Source organism: Microbacterium forte (genome assembly GCF_031885415.1).
Taxonomy (GTDB): domain Bacteria; phylum Actinomycetota; class Actinomycetes; order Actinomycetales; family Microbacteriaceae; genus Microbacterium; species Microbacterium forte.
On the sequence record NZ_CP116871.1, the window covers coordinates 3517760 to 3534946 of the forward strand.

Annotated in this window: 17 protein-coding genes, 1 pseudogene and 1 riboswitch; of the genes and pseudogenes, 5 read left to right on the plus strand and 13 right to left on the minus strand. The window is 67.8% G+C overall.

Going from position 1 to position 17187, the window contains the following annotated elements:
- Positions 1–4 precede the first annotated feature (4 nt).
- The 8 genes from OB895_RS17055 to idi are packed head-to-tail and all read right to left on the minus strand — an operon-like array spanning position 5 to position 7918.
- Positions 5–2191 carry an MMPL family transporter gene (locus OB895_RS17055; RefSeq protein ID WP_311878368.1) on the minus strand — a complete coding sequence of 729 codons (2187 nt, stop codon included), beginning with the start codon at positions 2189–2191 and terminating at the stop codon, positions 5–7.
- A gap of 45 nt (positions 2192–2236) precedes the next feature.
- A complete protein-coding gene (locus OB895_RS17060; RefSeq protein ID WP_311878369.1) occupies positions 2237–3124 on the minus strand; it encodes a prenyltransferase in 888 nt (295 codons plus the stop codon).
- A complete protein-coding gene (locus tag OB895_RS17065; protein WP_079113267.1) occupies positions 3121–3465 on the minus strand; it encodes a lycopene cyclase domain-containing protein in 345 nt (114 codons plus the stop codon). Before OB895_RS17065 ends, OB895_RS17060 begins: the two co-directional genes overlap by 4 nt.
- Positions 3462–3803, minus strand: coding sequence for a lycopene cyclase domain-containing protein (locus OB895_RS17070; RefSeq protein ID WP_042539838.1), 342 nt, complete (start codon positions 3801–3803; stop codon positions 3462–3464). The genes OB895_RS17065 and OB895_RS17070 overlap by 4 nt, the downstream gene beginning before the upstream one ends.
- Entirely contained in the window at positions 3803–5404 is a 1602-nt protein-coding gene (gene crtI, locus OB895_RS17075; RefSeq protein ID WP_042539841.1) for a phytoene desaturase family protein, read from the minus strand. Before crtI ends, OB895_RS17070 begins: the two co-directional genes overlap by 1 nt.
- A complete protein-coding gene (locus OB895_RS17080) occupies positions 5401–6306 on the minus strand; it encodes a phytoene/squalene synthase family protein (RefSeq protein WP_042539842.1) in 906 nt (301 codons plus the stop codon). Before OB895_RS17080 ends, crtI begins: the two co-directional genes overlap by 4 nt.
- Positions 6303–7394 carry a polyprenyl synthetase family protein gene (locus OB895_RS17085; protein ID WP_052492919.1) on the minus strand — a complete coding sequence of 364 codons (1092 nt, stop codon included), beginning with the start codon at positions 7392–7394 and terminating at the stop codon, positions 6303–6305. Before OB895_RS17085 ends, OB895_RS17080 begins: the two co-directional genes overlap by 4 nt.
- 2 nt (positions 7395–7396) lie before the next feature.
- Positions 7397–7918: an isopentenyl-diphosphate Delta-isomerase gene (idi, locus tag OB895_RS17090; protein WP_079113265.1), complete on the minus strand. Its 522-nt coding sequence runs from the start codon at positions 7916–7918 to the stop codon at positions 7397–7399.
- Between the two features lie 77 nt (positions 7919–7995).
- Between idi and OB895_RS17095 the strand changes: the two genes are divergently transcribed.
- The gene (locus OB895_RS17095) at positions 7996–8640 is read left to right on the plus strand and encodes a MarR family winged helix-turn-helix transcriptional regulator (RefSeq protein WP_079113264.1); all 645 of its coding nucleotides are present in this window, start codon (positions 7996–7998) and stop codon (positions 8638–8640) included.
- Position 8641: 1 nt separating this feature from the next.
- Here OB895_RS17095 and OB895_RS18255 read toward each other — a convergent pair whose 3' ends face one another.
- The 4 genes and pseudogenes from OB895_RS18255 to OB895_RS17110 form a co-directional block, all read right to left on the minus strand.
- On the minus strand, positions 8642–8794 hold the full coding sequence (locus OB895_RS18255; RefSeq protein ID WP_446499970.1) for an Lsr2 family DNA-binding protein: 153 nt from the start codon (positions 8792–8794) through the stop codon (positions 8642–8644).
- A gap of 66 nt (positions 8795–8860) precedes the next feature.
- Positions 8861–9067: pseudogene (locus tag OB895_RS18260) on the minus strand (Lsr2 dimerization domain-containing protein); the annotation flags it as partial.
- On the minus strand, positions 9025–9351 hold the full coding sequence (locus tag OB895_RS17105) for a DMT family transporter (RefSeq protein ID WP_042539849.1): 327 nt from the start codon (positions 9349–9351) through the stop codon (positions 9025–9027). The gene OB895_RS17105 and the pseudogene OB895_RS18260, both read right to left, overlap by 43 nt.
- 10 nt (positions 9352–9361) lie before the next feature.
- Positions 9362–9428, minus strand: a riboswitch (guanidine-III (ykkC-III) riboswitch).
- 64 nt (positions 9429–9492) lie between these two features.
- Positions 9493–10350 carry a LuxR C-terminal-related transcriptional regulator gene (locus tag OB895_RS17110; protein ID WP_042539851.1) on the minus strand — a complete coding sequence of 286 codons (858 nt, stop codon included), beginning with the start codon at positions 10348–10350 and terminating at the stop codon, positions 9493–9495.
- A 109-nt stretch (positions 10351–10459) separates the two neighbouring features.
- Between OB895_RS17110 and OB895_RS17115 the strand changes: the two genes are divergently transcribed.
- Positions 10460–10807, plus strand: a complete 348-nt coding sequence (locus tag OB895_RS17115) for a DUF485 domain-containing protein (protein ID WP_042539853.1) — start codon at positions 10460–10462, stop codon at positions 10805–10807.
- Positions 10804–12441, plus strand: a complete 1638-nt coding sequence (locus tag OB895_RS17120) for a monocarboxylic acid transporter (protein WP_311878379.1) — start codon at positions 10804–10806, stop codon at positions 12439–12441. The genes OB895_RS17115 and OB895_RS17120 overlap by 4 nt, the downstream gene beginning before the upstream one ends.
- Before the next feature lie 62 nt (positions 12442–12503).
- On the opposite strand, the gene OB895_RS17125 is transcribed toward OB895_RS17120, so the two are convergent.
- Positions 12504–13019, minus strand: a complete 516-nt coding sequence (locus tag OB895_RS17125; RefSeq protein WP_311878380.1) for a methylated-DNA--[protein]-cysteine S-methyltransferase — start codon at positions 13017–13019, stop codon at positions 12504–12506.
- Between the two features lie 190 nt (positions 13020–13209).
- Between OB895_RS17125 and OB895_RS17130 the strand changes: the two genes are divergently transcribed.
- Both OB895_RS17130 and OB895_RS17135 read left to right on the plus strand, forming a co-directional pair.
- The gene (locus OB895_RS17130; protein WP_042539857.1) at positions 13210–16929 is read left to right on the plus strand and encodes an ATP-binding protein; all 3720 of its coding nucleotides are present in this window, start codon (positions 13210–13212) and stop codon (positions 16927–16929) included.
- The gene (locus tag OB895_RS17135) at positions 16922–17116 is read left to right on the plus strand and encodes a hypothetical protein (RefSeq protein ID WP_056373557.1); all 195 of its coding nucleotides are present in this window, start codon (positions 16922–16924) and stop codon (positions 17114–17116) included. Before OB895_RS17130 ends, OB895_RS17135 begins: the two co-directional genes overlap by 8 nt.
- Positions 17117–17187 lie beyond the last annotated feature (71 nt).

Here is a 17187-nt window from a genome sequence, read left to right on the forward strand (position 1 = left end):
CTCCTCAGTCGCGACCGCTCCGCCACAGCTTCGACGGCCACCAGATCACTCGCCCCAGGTCGTAGGCGAGCGCAGGCACGAGCAGCGAGCGCACCACGAACGTGTCGAGCAGCACGCCGAACGCCACGATGAACGCGAGCTGTGCCAGGAACAGGATCGGGATCACCGAGAGTGCGGCGAAGGTCGCAGCGAGCACGAGACCGGCGGAGGTGATCACGCCTCCCGTGATCGAGAGCCCGCGGAGGACTCCCTCGCGAGTGCCGTGCTCGAGAGACTCCTCGCGCACTCTGGTCATCAGGAAGATGTTGTAGTCGATCCCCAGTGCGACCAGGAACACGAACCCGTACAGCGGCACGGCAGGGTCGGCGCCGGGGAAGCCGAAGACGCCGTTGAACATCAGCGCCGAGACGCCCATGGCTGTGCCGAACGACAGCACGGTGGTGATGATCAGCAGCACCGGGGCGAGGATCGAGCGCAGCAGCAGCATGAGGATGAGCATGATGACGACGAGGACCACGGGGATGATCAGGTTGCGGTCATGGATCGACGCGTCGTTCGTGTCGATCGCCGTCGCCGTCACACCGCCCACGAGTGCGTCGAGCTCGTGCAACTCGACGCGCAGCTCGCGCACCGTGGCAGCAGCAGCATCGGAGTCCGCCGCGTCGGTCAAGGTGCCCTGCAGCAGCACCTCGCCATCCACCACCGTCGGCTCGGGCACGGGGGCACCTGGAGGGCCGACCGCGACGAGTCCGTCTTCGGTGACCGTCGCCGCACCGCTCGGCGAATCGGCCGCCGTCACCGAGACGCCGTCGATGCCGTCGTCGGCGAGCAGCACGTCGGCGGCATCCTGCAGCCTGTCCTCTGCGACGACCACGTAGACCGGGCTGCCGGAGCCGCCGGGGAAGTGCTCGCCGAGGGCCACCTGTCCGTCGCGGGCCTCCGAGGCGCCGAGCACGAGGTCGGATGCCGGCACGCCGACGGCGTTGAGCTGCAGCACGCCGGAGGCGCCGGCGAGCAGCACGAGAGTCGTGACGATCCAGATCGCGCGGGGGCTCTTGGTGATCATGCCGGCCAGGCGCGCCCACAGCCCGGTCTTGCGCATGCCGTGCTCTTCGGCGACGACCTCGGGCTCGAACTTCGGACGCCGGGGCCAGAACACCGCGCGGCCGAACAGCAGCAGCAGCGCAGGAAGCAGAGTGAGCGCTGCGAGCATCGCGAACACGATGCCGATCGCGGCCACCGGCCCGAGAGTGCTGTTGGACTTGAGGTCGCTGAGCAGCAGGCACAGAAGGCCGGCGATCACGGTGCCGCCGGAGGCGACGATCGGCTCGAAAGAGCCCTTCCACGCAGCCAGCACGGCTGTTCCCTTGTCCTGAACGACGCGGAGCTCTTCACGGAACCGCGCCACGAAGAGCAGGGCGTAGTCGGTCGCCGCTCCGATCACCAGGATGAACAGGATGCCCTGGGTCTGTCCGCTGAGCAGCAGCACCTCGAACTTGGCCAGCCACCAGACGACGAGCAATGCCACGCAGAGCGCGAACAGGCTGGTCGAGAGCACGACGATCGGCAGCAGGAACGAGCGGTAGACCAGCACCAGGATGACGAGCACCGCGAGAAGGGCGACGCCCAGCAGCAGTCCGTCGATTCCGGCGAACCCGGCGACGAGGTCTGCGCTGAAGCCCGCGGGACCCGTGATGTAGACGGTGACGCCGCCAGGAGCGGCTTCCCGCAGCTGAGCGCCGAGCGCGTCGATCGCATCGGCGAGCTCCGCGTCGCCCTCGATGGGGATGAACGCCTGCACCGCCTTGCCGTCTTCGGACGTCAGAGCGGGGGAGACATCCTCGCTCACACCCTCCACCGAGGGGGCCTCGGCGACGGCATCCGAGATGGTCTGCAGATCCGACTCCGAGAGCTCGTCTTCGGACACGAAGACGGCGATCGCAGGAATGGCGTCGCTGTCGTTGAATTCGCCGAGGAGCTTCTGCACCTGGGTGGCATCAGCGGACTCGGGCAGATAGCTCGTCTGATCGTTCGACGAGACCTCATCGACCTTGCCGAACAGCGGGCCGCCGAGCCCCGCCCCGACCAGCCACACCAGGATCAGGGCGACGGGGATGAGGATGCGCGCCCAGGAGTGTCGCCGCGTGCGCACTCGGGTCGGCGGGTTGGGCGCGTTCTCGGGGCGGGACATCGGGTTCCTCTCGGGAGGTGCAGGGCGGGGATCAGGGATGGGGCGTCAGGAGACCCAGGCCAGGATGAGGATCATCGTCGCGAGGAACCCGGCGAAGTAGTTGAGGAAGATGAAACGCCGCCAGGCGCGGTTGGTGCCCGCGGAGGTCTCGTCGGTGACGTTCCACCAGGGCGCGGCGTTCACGATGTACGGCAGCGCGAGCGCAGCGCCCAGCGGACCCGGCCACGAGGTGAACAGCATCGCGACGCCGGCCAGCGCCCAGAGCGCGATCGACAGCCGCACGGTCGCACGGGCTCCGATCACGGTCGCGATCGATCCGATCCCGCCTTCGCGGTCGGGTGCGATGTCCTGCACCGCGCCGAAGGCGTGTGCCGCCATGCCCCACAGGAAGAAGGCGATGAGCACGATGACCGCCGTCGGCGTGGCGGATGCTCCGGCCAGGGCGAGACCCACGATCGCCGGGGTCACGAAGTGCAGGCTCGAGGTCGTCGAATCGAGGAATGCCCGCTCCTTGAACCGGAGCCCCGGCGCGGAGTAGGCGATCACGGCGAACACGCTGATCGCCAGCCAGAACCAGGACGCGGGGTTTCCGACCACCACGAGGTAGACGAGGAACGGGATGTTCGTCACGACCGCCGCCCACAGTGTGGCCCGGTGGATGCGGGGGGAGAGCAGTGCACCTTCGATCCCGCCCTTGCGCGGGTTGGCGAGGTCGGACGCGTAGTCGAACACGTCGTTGATGCCGTACATCGCCAGGTTGTAGGGCACCAGGAAGTACAGCGTGCCGATGATCAGCGTGAGGTCGATCTCGCGGGTGCTGAGAAGGTATGCGGCCGCGAAGGGGAACGCCGTGTTGATCCAGCTGATCGGACGGGATGACAGAACGATCTGCGCGATGTCGCGACCGACGGATCCGCGGGCCGACGAGGTCATGAGGGATCCTCGTCGGCGGTTCTGACGTCGTCACGAGCGCGTCGACGGGCGCGCAGCGCCGCCCACAGAGTCGGCAGCAGCACCGCCCCGGCGAGCGGATAGGCGAAGTCCTCGAGAGGCGCGAGACCGATGTGCACGCCGAGCAGATGATCGGCGGAGTAGTGGAACAGGCCCGTCGCGATCATCACCGTGTCGAACACGGCGGTGAGGATGAAGAGCACGACGACGGTCACGGCCACGGCGCCGAGGTGGGCGCGATGCCGGCCCGAGACGATCGACAGAACGATGGCCGCCACCACCGCGGCGCCGACGAACCACGCGGAGAGCTCGAGGTAGGTCACTGTGCGACCTCGCTCGGGCGTCGGGTCAGTCTCGTCAGGATGCGCACGGCGCCGGTGTAGACGATCATCGTGCACACGACCAGGAAGAGAAGGAAGACCGGCTCCTCGATCGGGAGCTCGGGGGCGAGGACGATCCCCGTCGCGATGGCCGACTCGCCACGGAAGAAGATCCCTCCGGCGATGCCCGCGACGTCCCAGACGAGGAAGAACGCGAGCCCGACGGCCGTGACGACGGACGCGGAGACGGCGTCGCGCCAGAAGAAGAGCCGGAATCTCCGATCGAGCAGCAGCATGCATCCGAGGGTGGCGAGCAGCACCACCGGATATACGAAGCCCATCACGCGGTTCCGCTCGCAGACTCAGCGGTGGCCGAGACGTCGAGAGGTCCGCTGGAGTGGTCGCCGCGGATCCGCTTGAGAACGATCTCGGCGCTGATCAGGCACATCGGCACGCCGACCCCCGGTGCGGTCGTGGCGCCCGCGTAGTACAGCCCCGTCACCTGGCGCGACTCGTTCTGAGCGCGGAACATCGCGCTCTGGGAGAGGATGTGCGCCGGTCCCAGCATCCCGCCGCGCCACGAGTTGTAGTCCTCGAGGAAGTCTGCGGGACCTTTCGTCTCACGCACCACGATGCGCTCGCGCAGGTCGTCGATGCCTGCCCAGCGCGAGATCTGGTCGATCGCGGCATCCGCTGCCCGCTCTATCGCCGCAGATCCGCCGCCGTCGGAGCCGCCCGCGCCCAAAGCGGTGTCGGCAGGGATCGGCACCAGCACGAAGAGGTTCTCGTGCCCTTCGGGGGCGACGGTGCTGTCAGTGGCGCTCGGACGGCAGACGTACGTCGAGGCGGGGGAGGGGATCTCGGGCGCATCGCCGAAGATGGCGTCGAAGTTGGCATCCCAGTCTTCGGTGAAGAACAGCGAGTGGTGCGGCAGCTCGGGCAGAGAGCCTCGCACGCCGAGCATCACGAGCACGGCACCTGGTCCGCTGGTGCGCCGCTGCCACCACGAATCGGGGTACGTGCGAAGGTGCGGTGGGAGCAGCGCCGTCTCGGTGTGATGCAGATCGGCGCCGGACACGACGATGTCGGCGTCTGCCGTGTGCGCGACTCCGTCGGAGTCGCGCCACTCGACACCCGTCACAGTGGGTGCGCCCGACCGGATGCCTGTGCTGATCGCCGTGACGTCGGCATCCAGCACGATCCTGGCGCCCGCCGCCTCGGCCAGCTCCGCGATGCGCTCGACGACGCGCCAGAACCCGCCCTGCGGATAGCTGACGCCCTCGTCGAGATCGAGAGCGCTCATGAGGTGGTACATCGCCGGGGCGGTGCGGGGATCGGTGCCGAGGAACACCGCGGGGTATCCGAGCAGTTGACGGATCACCGGGTCTCGGAAGCGCCGAGCGGCGAACGACTGCAGGCGCGTGCCGAGCAGCGTGAAGAGACGAGGAAGGGCTCGCAGCACCTCCGGCGTCATCAGCGTGCGCAGTCGCGTGAACGGGTTGTAGAGGAAGTAGCGTTCGGCCATGACGCGCGCGTCGTGCGCCGAGTCGAGGTACGCGTCGAGCGCCTGCGCCGAGCCGGGCTCGCGGGACTCGAACAGACGAGATACCGCCGCGCGCCCGAAGGGCACGGTGACGGAGGGCGATGGGTGCCCGTCCGATTCCGGTGCCTGGAAGACGCGGTACCCGGGATCGAGGAGCGTCAGGTCGAGCTGATCCTGCGTCGAGGTGCCCATCATCTCGAAGAAGTGGTCGAACACCTCGGGCATGAGGTACCACGACGGCCCGGAGTCGAACCGGAAGCCGTCGCGCTCTATGGTGCCCGCGCGACCACCGACGCGGCTGTTCTTCTCATAGACGGTCACCTCGTGACCGTCGCGGGCGAGCAGTCCTGCGACAGCGAGACCGGCGACTCCCGCGCCGATCACCGCGACCCGGCTCATCGGTTCCGCTCCAGCGCCGTCACGAGCACTGACCGCGTGGCCAGCAGCGCCTTGATCGGATCCGGCACGCGCACCCGGCGCTCGTAGAGGCTCGAGGCCGGAGTCTTCGCGACGCGTCTCGTCAGGGCGGCGAACAGCGCGTGGGCGCTGCGCACGGCGGCGCGAGCGTCTTTGGGCAGCAAGGGGATCGAGCGTGCCGCATCGTCGAGCTGCGCCGTGATGGTGCGAACCCAGTCGTCGCGGTCGGCATCGGTGAGGCGGCCGCCGTCGCCGAGATAGCCGCGCTGGAGGCGCTCGGTGTCGTCGGCGAGGTCACGGAGGAAGTTGACGTTCTGGAACGCGGCGCCGAGCTGTCGTGCTCCGTGGGTCAGGGTCTCGAGTTCGCCGGTGGTGCGCGTGTCTTCTCGCAGGAACACCCGCAGGCACATCAGTCCGACCACCTCGGCCGAGCCGTAGACATAGCGCTCGTGCGCCGCCGCGTCGTAGGCGGTGAAGCCGGTGTCGCCCGCGATGTCTGCGGCCATCGAGTCGAAGAACGGCTGCGTGAGATCCTCGCCGATCCCGCACTCCCTCGCCGTGCGCGCGAAGGCGTGCAACACGAGGTCCGTGCTGTATCCGACATCCATCGCCCGGTGGGTCTCGGCCACATAAGACGCGAGCGCGCCGGTCTGCGCGGACTCGTCGAGTCCTGCCTGCGCGGCGACGCCGTCGACGATCTCGTCGGCGATGCGAACCATGGCGTAGATGTTGCGCACATGCTGGCGATGTCTCTCCCCGAGCAGTCGGGTCGCCAGCCCGAACGACGTCGAGTATGTGCGGATGACCTCGGTGGATGCTGTGTCGGCGGCGCGGTTGAACCGTCCCAGACTCGCACCCGACGCGTCGTGAGGGGTCGGGCTCATGCCTGTCGTCCTTCGAGGCGAGACGCGGAGACCAGAATCGACCGCGCGGCATCCGAGCTGATCTCGCCGGCGAGCTCCGCCTCTGACAACAGCGCGTAGACCGCGTCGAGCTGATCGCCGATGAGGCCGACGACGAATCGCTCGGCTCCGCATTCGCGCAGCAGGTCGCGCATCGCGGTGGCATCCTGGAGGCTCAGATCTGCGGAACCGAATCGGGGCGCGATGCGCTCCCAGGTGCCCGTCGATCGGGCGAAGGCGATGAGGGCCGTCTCCTTGCCCTCCCGCAGATCGGAGAACGCATCCTTGCCATGTGTGCGGTGGTCTCCGAAGACACAGAGCAGGTCGTCCTGCAGCTGATATGCGAGACCCAGGTGGCGGCCCACGGACTGCAGCGTCGCTTCGGCCGAATCGGAGGAGTCGGCGAGGAGCGCCGCTGCTCTCAGAGGCAGTGAGAACGAGTAGGTCGCCGTCTTGTAGACGCTCATGGTGAGGACGGTGTCGACGTCCGACGCGATGATCCCGTGGCTCAGCGCCACGTCGGTGTGCTCGCCGGCCACCGTCTCGAGGATGGTCTGCTCGACGAGATCGAGCAGGCGTCGTCGTGCGTGCGCCGAGACCTCTGCCCGGGCGAAACCCATGATCGCGGCCGAGAGCATCAGATCGCCCATCAGGATCGCGCTGGATCTTGCCCAGTGCAGCGAGTCCTCCTCGGAGGTGGCCGGCGTGCTCGCCGCGAGCTCTCCGATCAGGTTCGGTCGCTTGCGGCGGGTCAGATCTCCGTCGATGACGTCGTCGTGCAGCAGGAAGGCGTAGTGCAGCAGCTCGATGTGCGTCGCGATGTCGACGGCGGCCACCGTCGCGCTGTCGTCGGCGGACGGGACGAGTGCGCGATGGATGTCGAGCAGCAGCCTCGGGCGAACGAGCTTGCCGCCGAGCGCATGGTCTGCGGTCGCGCGCCAGAGCGCAGCGAACTCGGTTCCATACGCCTCTGCGTTCTCGCAGTGCAGGGCGAAGCGCTGGCGGAGCATCTCTTCGACTCGAGGGCTCAGGTCCTCTCGCGGCGCGGCCTGCGTCACGGTCACGGTCATGGTCACACCACCCCGAGGTCGCGGAGCTGGGGGAGCTGCTCGACGAGCCAGGGGCTGAAGGCGAAGGGAGCGCCGATCACGGAGTCGGCGAACTCCGCCGGGTCGACCCATGCCCACTCGGCGACCTCGTCGGGGTCAGGGGAGAGGGGGCCGTCTGCGATGGCCACATGGACGGGGCAGATCTCGTTCTCGACGATTCCGCTCGCGTCGACGGCCCGGTAGCGGTAGTCGGGCAGCACCAGGGAGACGTCGGTGAGGCGGAGCCCGAGTTCGTCCTGTGCGCGTCGATGCACGGCGTCGGTCATGTCTTCGCCGGGGCGTGGGTGACCGCAGAAGCTGTTGGTCCAGACGCCGGGCCATGTGCGCTTCGCGAGCGCTCGTCGCGTCACCAGAAGACGCCCCTCACGATCGAAGACGTGGCAGGAGAAGGCCAGGTGAAGAGGGGTATCGGTCGTGTGGACCGTGTCTTTCGCACTGGTGCCGATCGCGACTCCGTCTGCAGAAAGGAGGGTGACCTCATCCAACGGGGGAACCTCCTCGATTTTCGCTAGCTTAGCTAATAATCAACATAACATGAAACATTCGTGTGTAGCATGATGTCATGCACGACGGACCCGACGCCACCCCCCGCGGAAGCGGCGCGTCCGACGTCCTCTCTCGACAGGAGGCGGGCTCGCCGGACGGCGTCGCGCACGCGGCGATCTACGACGTCGAGTCCGCGGATCCGCGGAGCACCCTGATCGACCGGTCGGGAGTCGCACCGGAGGACCTGCGCCAGATCGCGCTGGTGATGGGAGCACTCGGCGAGCTCAGGGACGCCGAGCAGAAGCTGTCGCTCGCCTCGCGCCGCTACATGCGCCTCAACGACACGGACATGCGAGCGCTGCATTATCTGATCGTCTGCGCGAACCGCGGTGCGACGGCCACTCCTGGGGGCATCGCCACCCACCTCGGCATCTCGACGGCGTCGACGACCAAGCTGCTCGACCGCCTCGAGAAGGGCGGCCACATCCGGCGCGCACCGCATCCGACCGACCGGCGTGCTCTGGCGATCACCATCACTCCGGAGACGCGACAGGCGGCGATGGAGACGGTGGGTCGTCAGCAGGCCAAGCGCTTCTACTCAGCGGCGCGGTTGACGGCGGACGAGCGTGACGTCGTCATCCGATTCCTGTCGGACATGGCGAAGGAGATCACGCTCCGGGATGAGCCGTGGGCCCAACCCGGAGTCGCGACCTCCGAGTGAGTCAGTGCGCGGCGTTGTACGCCTCGACGACCGGAGCAGGAATTCGTCCCCGCTCTGAGAGCGTGTAGCCGTTGTCGTTGGCCCACGCCCTGATCGCGGCGACCTCCGGATTGCGGCCGGCACGCTTGCGAGGTGCCGCCGATCGCGCAGACACGGCGGAGCCGGCCCGACGCCCTGCCGAGATATACGGCTCGAGTGCCGCGCGCAATTCTTCTGCGTGAGCGGTATTCAGATCGATTTCGTACGAGGTTCCATTCAGCGAGAAATGCACGGTCTCGCCTTCACCGACATCCAGAACGCTTCCGTCGATGTCGTCTACCAGCTGGTGCACAATTCTTCTTGCCATGGAAATGACAATACTCCGAATTGACGAGCCTGAGGATATTACTCGTGACCGGGGTCGATCAATTTCAATCCGACGATGCATCCGACGAGTCCGAGAAGCAACAGGATGCGCACCCAGGAGACCTCGCTGTCACCCGTGACCATCGCCCAGACGACGGTGAGTGTCACACCGATTCCGACCCAGACGGCATATGCGGTTCCGGTCGCGATATCACGCATCGCGAATGCGAGTCCGATCATCGAGAGGATCAGACCACCCGCGAAGATGATGCTCGGCCAGAGCTTGGTGAGTCCCTCGGATTTGCCCAGGGCAGTCGCCCACACGGCCTCGAGAACACCGGAGACGATCAGCACGATCCACGACATGACGGTCCTTTCGGACCAGTCTTTTCGCTCACCGGGTACTGGTCTGCCTCGTCCGGGGCCGGGGTTCACCGACCGGTGTCCACGATAGCCGTCAGCGCTGGGCAGCGCCTGTGCAGCCCTGATGCCGCGCGTGCCGGCGGCTCAGGGGAGCAGCCCGGCGCGGCGCGCCTTGGCCACAGCAGCGTGGCGGGTCGACGCGTCGAGCTTCGACATGGCCGTGCCGAGGTAGGCCTTGACTGTGCCCTCGCGGAGGCCCAACTGACCGGCGATCTCCGCATTCGTCGCCCCGAGGGCCGCGCACGCGAGCACATCGGTCTCCCGACGGGAGAGATGAACGGTCGAGATCGGTCCGGTCCCCGGCGGGACAGCATCCTCGGCTAGCATCACGAGACGCTGTTCCACCTGCGCGATTCGCGCGCGCAGTTCGGCGTCATCGACGGACGCCGCGATGCTGCGAAGCTCGGCGAAGCTCTCGCGCAGCTCTTCGCGATGACGCGGCGCGACGGAATCGGATGCCGGTGCCACCGAACGAAGTCGTCGCTCCACCTCGTCGCGGACGCGGAGCTCCTCAGCCACGGACTGCGCGACCTGCATCGCCGGAGCGGTCGTCACGCCTCCGACGGGTGTCCTGTCCCAGGCTCCCGCATAGAGGATGCCTCGAGGGCGACCGCTCACGACGATGGGCAGAGCGAGCAGGGTCCGCAGTCCTTCGCCGAGCACGAACACGTCGTAGTCATGGGTGATCTGCTGGGAGGATCCGTAGTCGCTGGTCATGCGGGGGCGCAGTTCCATCATCGCCCGCCCTCCGAGGCCGCGCTCGGGTCTCACTCGCAGCCCGTCGAGACTGCGGGTGCGGTTTCCGACGATGCTGGTCACGCTGACGACACCCTCGTCGATGAGCCCACCGAAGGCGACCGGGAACCGGGTGCGCTGAGCGAGCTCGCGCACTGCTCTGGCGACGAGCTCGGTCTCTGATTCCATCCGGGTCGATGTGGTCACGACTACCTACTTTCGGGGGTGACGGCGCTGTTCCCCGTTTCGTAGCGTCGACCCTATCATTCGCCTGGGAAACCGGGGCGAGCCGCAGCACATGAGGCAAGGAGGCCCCATGACCGACCATCAGACGGCTGATTCGCCGGGAGCGATCGACTACATCGCTGTCGAGCAATCACCACGATTCCGCGAGTTGAAGAAGACGCAGCGATCGTTCATCTTCCCGCTCGCGGCGTTCTTCCTCATCTGGTATTTCGTCTACGTCCTGCTCGCCGCATTCGCGATCGACTTCATGTCGCAGAGGGTGTGGGGCGATATCACCGTCGGACTGCTCATGGGGCTCGGGCAATTCGTCACCACTTTCGCGATCACGATGGGCTACGTCGCGTTCGCCAACCGGCGGCTCGATCCGATCGCCACGGAGATCCGTGAAGAGCTCGAGAAGGCGCAGGGAGAAGCATGAACATCATTCACGCAGCCACCCAGCCGGTCACGGCCGAGAGCAATCCCGTCCTCAACATCTCGATCTTCCTGGCTTTCGTCGCGGTGACGCTTTTCATCGTGATTCGGGCGAGCAAGAACAACAAGACGGCGGCTGACTACTATGCCGCCGGCCGCTCGTTCACGGGGCCGCAGAACGGTTTCGCGATCGCCGGCGATTATCTGTCGGCGGCGTCGTTCCTCGGAATCTGCGGAGCGATCGCGATCAACGGTTATGACGGATTCCTGTATTCGATCGGATTCCTCGTCGCCTGGCTCGTCGCACTGCTTCTCGTCGCAGAGCTCATGCGCAACACCGGCAAGTTCACGATGGCCGACGTGCTGTCCTTCCGTCTGAAGCAGCGCCCGGTGCGCATGGCGGCCGCGATCACGACGCTCGCCGTGTGCTTCTTCTATCTGTTGGCGCAGATGGCGGGTGCTGGCGGCCTGGTCTCGCTGCTGCTCGGAATCGACGGCCGGATCGGGCAGTCGATCGTGATCGCCGTGGTCGGTCTGCTGATGATCGTCTACGTCCTCATCGGCGGCATGAAGGGCACGACCTGGGTGCAGATCGTCAAGGCGCTCCTGCTCATCGGCGGTGCCATCGCGATGACGATCTGGGTGCTGGCGATCAACGGGTTCAGTCTCAACACGCTGCTCGAGGGAGCGGTGGCGAATTCCGACAAGGGCGATGCCATCCTCGGACCGGGGCTGCAGTACGGGGCGAACCCCTGGGACTTCGTGTCTCTCGGCATGGCCCTCGTGCTCGGAACCGCCGGGCTCCCGCATGTGCTGATGCGCTTCTACACGGTGCCCACCGCCAAGGAGGCTCGTCGTTCAGTGGTGTGGGCCATCTGGCTCATCGGCGGCTTCTATCTGCTCACGCTGGTGCTCGGATATGGAGCGGGCGCGCTCGTCGGCGCGGATGTGATCGCGGCGGCACCCGGCGGACCGAACTCGGCCGCCCCGCTGCTCGCGCTCTATCTGGGCGGACCGGTGCTGCTCGGCTTCATCTCGGCGGTCGCCTTCGCGACCATCCTCGCCGTGGTGGCCGGACTCACGATCACGGCAGCCGCCTCGTTCGCGCATGACATCTATGCGAACGTGATCCAGAAGGGCAAGAAGGACTCCGCGGGCAACCCGGTCGAGCCCGACCCCGACGGCGAGGTGCGCGTCGCGCGGCGAACGGTGGTCGTGATCGGCATCCTCGCCATCATCGGCGGCATCGGCGCCCAGGGGCAGAACATCGCCTTCCTCGTGGCGCTCGCCTTCGCGGTCGCCGCCTCGGCGAATCTGCCGACGATCCTGTATTCGCTGTTCTGGAAGCGATTCAACACCCGTGGCGCGGTCTGGAGCATGTACGGCGGTCTTGCGGCGGCGATCATCCTCATCGTCCTGTCGCCGGTGTTCTCCGGTTCGCCGACGTCGATGATCCCCGGAATCGACATCGTCCTCTGGCCGATGAACAATCCGGGCATCGTATCGATCCCGCTCGGCTTCTTCCTCGGCTGGCTCGGAACCGTCACGAGCCGCACCAAGGAGTCGCCGCTCCTGGCCGCCGAGATGGAGGTGCGGTCGCTCACCGGGTTCGGAGCAGAGAAAGCCGTGGATCACTGATCCGGCGATGAAGCGATCGTGGACCCCGACGGCCTACTCGTCGGGGTCCACGTCGTGTGCGGTCAGCGGTGCGACTCGAGATCGAGAAGGAACCTCTTGCGCTCCGGATGCGCGCCGTACTGCCCCGCCGTTCCGTCGGACCGCACCACGCGGTGAACCGGGACGACGATCGAGAAGGGGGAGAGGCGGCACGCGGTGCCGACGGCGCGCGCGGCGCCGGGACGACCGGCCAGCACCGCGATCTCGCCGTAACTCATCGTCTCTCCCCACTCGATCGTGCTGATCGTCTGCAGAGCGGTGCGAGCGAACCCGTTGACGAGGCGCCAATCGAACTCGAGATGATCCTCGAATCGCACCGGCGCGCCGTCGAAGTAGGCGTCGAGGAGTTCGGTCACGTCGTCGGCTGCTCCGGGGTCGGGGTCGGGGACGGCGCCGAGCTGGCCCGAGACGTTCTCGAGAACCCAGGGAACCGAGGGATCGTCCGATTCCGAGAGGTCGAATCGGACGAGCCCCTCGTCGGAGAACACGGCGAGTGCGTCTCCGAAGGGGGTCGGTGCGAAGTCGTAGCGGAAGGTCATGCCTCCATACTGACGGCAGCGATCGAGCGCGGGCATCATCACGGGCGCGACCGGGGGAGACGCCGCTGATTCACGGCTGGCGTGCAGAAGCAGTCCGCATGCACCTGATCCAGCCCCCTGATGGGCGGAAATCCGGTGAAACCCGCCAGGGATACCGGCTGCGGGGCGAGGCGCGCTTAGTGTGTGAGGTGTGTGGCGACGTGAAGGCAAGGCTGCGGATGACGCGGCGACCGATGCCGCAGTGACCCTCGGCGAATTGCACGAGCCGGTCTCCGGTATCGGCATCGCGCATGCCGCTGAAGCGGAGCGCACCCGGCTGCGTGCGGAAGCCGCGGACCTCGGCGGCTCATCGCCGCTCGTCAACTTCCGCGACACGGTCGAGTCCGGCATCGACATCTCGAAGGCCCACCCCGGCAGCCTTCCCCAGTTCATCACCGGCAAGTCCACCCTGCTGTCGAACCTCTACCGCGACGAGGTCGGTCTGCGGACCGCGAGGCTCGCCGCCGAGCGGATCACCGCGAAGAACACCGAGCTGCGCACCGTCCGCGGCATCGAAGCCGTGCACCTCGCGGTCGGGGTCGCCGGATGGCGCATCGGCGGGGCTGAGTTCTCGGCACCCGTGCTCCTTCGCCCGCTGGCGATCCGACGGCACCATTCCGACTTCGAGCTCAAGCTGCAGGGTGCCTTCGAGGTGAACCCGGAGCTCGTGCGGATCGCGCGCGAGCACTTCGGCATCACGATCGACGCCGCAGCGCTCGCCGCCCTCGCCTACGACGGCGGGATCTTCAAGCCGCAGCCCGTGATCGACAGCCTGCGTGCCACGACGCGATCGATCGACACGTTCACCGTGCTGCCGAGGCTCGTGGTCTCGACCTTCGCCGACGTCGGCGGCGCGATGTCCCGCGACGGGGGCAGCCTCGACCACGTCGTGCTGAACGCTCTCGCCGGACACGTCGGCGACCGCGAACAGGTCTCCGCCCGCAGACCCGACCCGCACCACACCGGACCGGATGACCGCGCACCGGCATCCGACAATCTGCTGCTCGACGCGGATGCCGAGCAGGAGGCCCTTCTCGCGAAGATCGCGGCCGGCCATTCGCTGACCGTCGCGACTCTCCCCGGCACCGGCGGCACGCAGACCGTGATCAATGCGCTCGGCGAGCTCGTGCGCGCCGGCAAGCGCGTGCTCGTCGTCTCGGCTCGGCGCTCGACCCTCGACGGGGTGAGGCACCGCCTCGCGGGCATCGGTCTCGACAGCCTGGCGGTCTCACCCGCCAGCGTGCGCCGCGACCTCGTGCGCGCGATCGGCCGGAACGAGAAGGCGACCGCTCCGAAGGTCAGCGACGTCGATGACGCGCTGGTCCGTCTGCGCGCCGTGCTGCGGGACTACCGGCACGCGCTCACCGCTCCGGTCGCGGGAACGAACTCGTCGGTGCTCGACGCCACGCGTCACCTCACGAGACTCGCCTCCCTGCCCACTCCGCCGTCGACCACCGCGCGGCTCAGCGCCGAGACCCTCCGCCGTCTCGCCGACGATCGCTCATCGGCTGCCGCAGCGCTCGCGCACGCGGCGCGCCTGGGCGAGTTCCGCTTCGGCCCGAACGACTCACCCTGGTACGGCGTGACCTTCTCGAGCACGGAGGCTGCGAAGTCCGCGCATCAGCTGGCGGCGCGTCTGCACTCCGAGAGCGTGCCTGCCCTGCTCGAGCGGGGTTATGCGCTGATCGCCCAGACGCACATGCGTCCGTTCTCGACCATCGACGAGCTCGGCGAGTACCTGCGGCTCCTGCAGGGCATCCGTGATTCCCTCGACCGGTTCAGCCCCACCGTGTTCGAGCGCCCGCTGGGGGAGCTCATCCAGGCCCACGGTTCGCGACGCGATGCGCCGGCCATGTCCGGAGCCAACCGGCGCCGTCTGCGTCGACTCGCGAAGGAATACGTCCGCCCCGGAGTGCACGTCACCGAGATGCATGAGTCGCTGCTCCGCATCCAGGCGCAGCGCACCCAGTGGCAGCGATTCGTGGATGCCGGTGTCGCACCCGAGGTGCCGCTCGGCCTCGCCGACGTCTACGCCTCGTGGCAGCGCGTCACGGCCGAGCTCGCAGAGCTGGACGTCGCGCTCGGACGCAGGGAGCCGCTCTCGACGCTTCCCGTGGCCCGTCTCGTGCGCACTCTCGCGGGCCTCGCGGCCAAGTCCGATGTCTTCGACAACCTCGTCGAGCGTGCGCAGCTGCGCGATCGACTGGCCGAACTCGGTCTCGAGCCGCTGCTGGCGGAGTTGTCCGTTCGGCACGTGGCCGAGTCGCGCGTGGGGGACGAGCTGGAGTTCGCCTGGTGGCAGACGCTGCTCGAGCGTGCTCTGCAGGAGGACCGGGCGCTGCTCGGCGCGAACACGGCGGTGGTCGATCGGCTCGAGCGGGACTTCCGTCTCGTCGACGAGGCGCATGCCGCGATGGCAGGTCCGCTTCTCGCATGGCAGCTCGCGAACCAGTGGAAGATCGCGATCGTCGACGAGCCGCAGGAATCCCAGAATCTGAGGCGCGCACTGAAGCAGCCCGCGACGACGACGGCCGAGATCGTGAGCTCCGCGCCGACGCTCGTCGACGTGCTCGCGCCGGTCTGGATCTCGTCGCCCTACCTCGTGCCGCAGATACCCGACTCGGTCGAGTTCGACACGGTCCTCCTCGTCGACGCGGCCGCCATCAACCTGGCAGAAGCCGCCCCGGCGATCCGCCGTGCGCGTCAGGTCGTGGCGTTCGGAGACCCGGTCACGCAGCTGCCGACCGCGTTCCACGTCGCGGTCGACCCGGGTTCCGAGTGGGAGCACGAGGTTCCCTTCGACTCCGTGTCGGTGTTCGAGCGGCTGTCCGAGCTGCTGCCCGTGATGACCCTCACGCGCAGCTACCGCGCCGGCGGCGAAGATCTCGCCGAACTCATCAACGACGCGTTCTACGGCGGCGAGATCGTCTCCCTGCCCTGGGCGGGGTCGTATCTGGGTCGCGGCAGCCTCACCGTCGACTACGTCGAAGGCGGCACGGGAGCGCCCGACCCCGTATCGGGTGCGGTGGAGAGCCCCGAGGCCGAGGTCGCCCGCGTCGTCACTCTGGTCGTCGAGCACGCCGTGCATCGCCCGGACGAGTCGTTGATGGTCGTCACGGCGAGCAGGCGTCACGCCGAGCGCGTGCGCGCGGCGGTCACCTCCGCCTTCGCCGGACGATCGGATGTCGCCGACTTCGTCGGTCGCGACACCGCCGAGCCCTTCGCGGTGCTCACGCTCGAGGAGTCCGTCGCCGAGAGTCGCGACCGCGTGATCTTCTCGCTCGGCTACGGTCTCACCAAGCACGGCCGGGTGCTCAGCGACTTCGGTGACCTCTCGACGCCGGACGGCGAGCGGCTGCTCACCGTGGGAATGACCCGCGCCCGGCGGTCCATGGTCATCGTCTCGTCGATCCGACCCTCCTCGTTCGACGACGGTCGACTCGAGTTCGGCGCGGCCACGCTGATGTCGATCCTGGGCGGCCTCGCCACCCGTGCACGCGATGCGCGCCTCGAAGACCTCGCCGATCCGCTGACGCTCGCACTCGCACGCGAGCTGCGCCGCCTCGGCGCCTCCGTCGACGTCGACTATCGCGGCCTGCTGCCCCTCGTCGCCCAGCACAACGGCAAGGCGGTCGTGATCGAGTCCGACCCAGAGTCGCGTGGCGAGTCGTTGCGCGAGACGCTCCGACTGCGCCCGCATGTGCTGCGTCGCCTCGGTTGGCACTACGTGCGCGTGCATGCGTTCGACCTCTACAGCGACCCGGTCACCGCGGCCTCGCGCATCGCCGGTGTCCTGGGCATCTCGGCATCCGCGGCTCGCGCCGACAACGACACGCAGCCGATCGATCTCACCGATCCGCAGAATGACTGACGAGCGCGACCCTGACGCACCCCGGCAGAAGGTCGTGCGGGTCTCCGGATCGAGACGTGCCCGGCTGACTCCCGTGCCGGGAACCGACACCGACCCGGAACGGGTCGTGAAGGACCCCCAGCGGCCGAAGGGCCCGAAGGGGCCGAACGACGATCAGCTGATGCAGGACGTGCCCCCGCACTACTGAACACCTGCCCCTGCGCCTTCTGCAGGGGATACGACGAAGCGCACGGTCCGATCAGGACCGTGCGCTTCGTG

What these genes read in the sequence shown, in the direction of transcription:
- OB895_RS17055 (WP_311878368.1), bottom strand. Translation starts at nt 2,191, where the DNA reads ATGTCCCGCCCCGAGAACGCGCCCAACCCGCCGACCCGAGTGCGCACG.
- OB895_RS17060 (WP_311878369.1), bottom strand. Translation starts at nt 3,124, where the DNA reads ATGACCTCGTCGGCCCGCGGATCCGTCGGTCGCGACATCGCGCAGATC.
- OB895_RS17070 (WP_042539838.1), bottom strand. Translation starts at nt 3,803, where the DNA reads ATGGGCTTCGTATATCCGGTGGTGCTGCTCGCCACCCTCGGATGCATG.
- crtI (WP_042539841.1), bottom strand. Translation starts at nt 5,404, where the DNA reads ATGAGCCGGGTCGCGGTGATCGGCGCGGGAGTCGCCGGTCTCGCTGTC.
- OB895_RS17080 (WP_042539842.1), bottom strand. Translation starts at nt 6,306, where the DNA reads ATGAGCCCGACCCCTCACGACGCGTCGGGTGCGAGTCTGGGACGGTTC.
- OB895_RS17085 (WP_052492919.1), bottom strand. Translation starts at nt 7,394, where the DNA reads ATGACCGTGACCGTGACGCAGGCCGCGCCGCGAGAGGACCTGAGCCCT.
- OB895_RS17095 (WP_079113264.1), top strand. Translation starts at nt 7,996, where the DNA reads ATGCACGACGGACCCGACGCCACCCCCCGCGGAAGCGGCGCGTCCGAC.
- OB895_RS17105 (WP_042539849.1), bottom strand. Translation starts at nt 9,351, where the DNA reads ATGTCGTGGATCGTGCTGATCGTCTCCGGTGTTCTCGAGGCCGTGTGG.
- OB895_RS17115 (WP_042539853.1), top strand. Translation starts at nt 10,460, where the DNA reads ATGACCGACCATCAGACGGCTGATTCGCCGGGAGCGATCGACTACATC.
- OB895_RS17120 (WP_311878379.1), top strand. Translation starts at nt 10,804, where the DNA reads ATGAACATCATTCACGCAGCCACCCAGCCGGTCACGGCCGAGAGCAAT.
- OB895_RS17125 (WP_311878380.1), bottom strand. Translation starts at nt 13,019, where the DNA reads ATGACCTTCCGCTACGACTTCGCACCGACCCCCTTCGGAGACGCACTC.
- OB895_RS17135 (WP_056373557.1), top strand. Translation starts at nt 16,922, where the DNA reads ATGACTGACGAGCGCGACCCTGACGCACCCCGGCAGAAGGTCGTGCGG.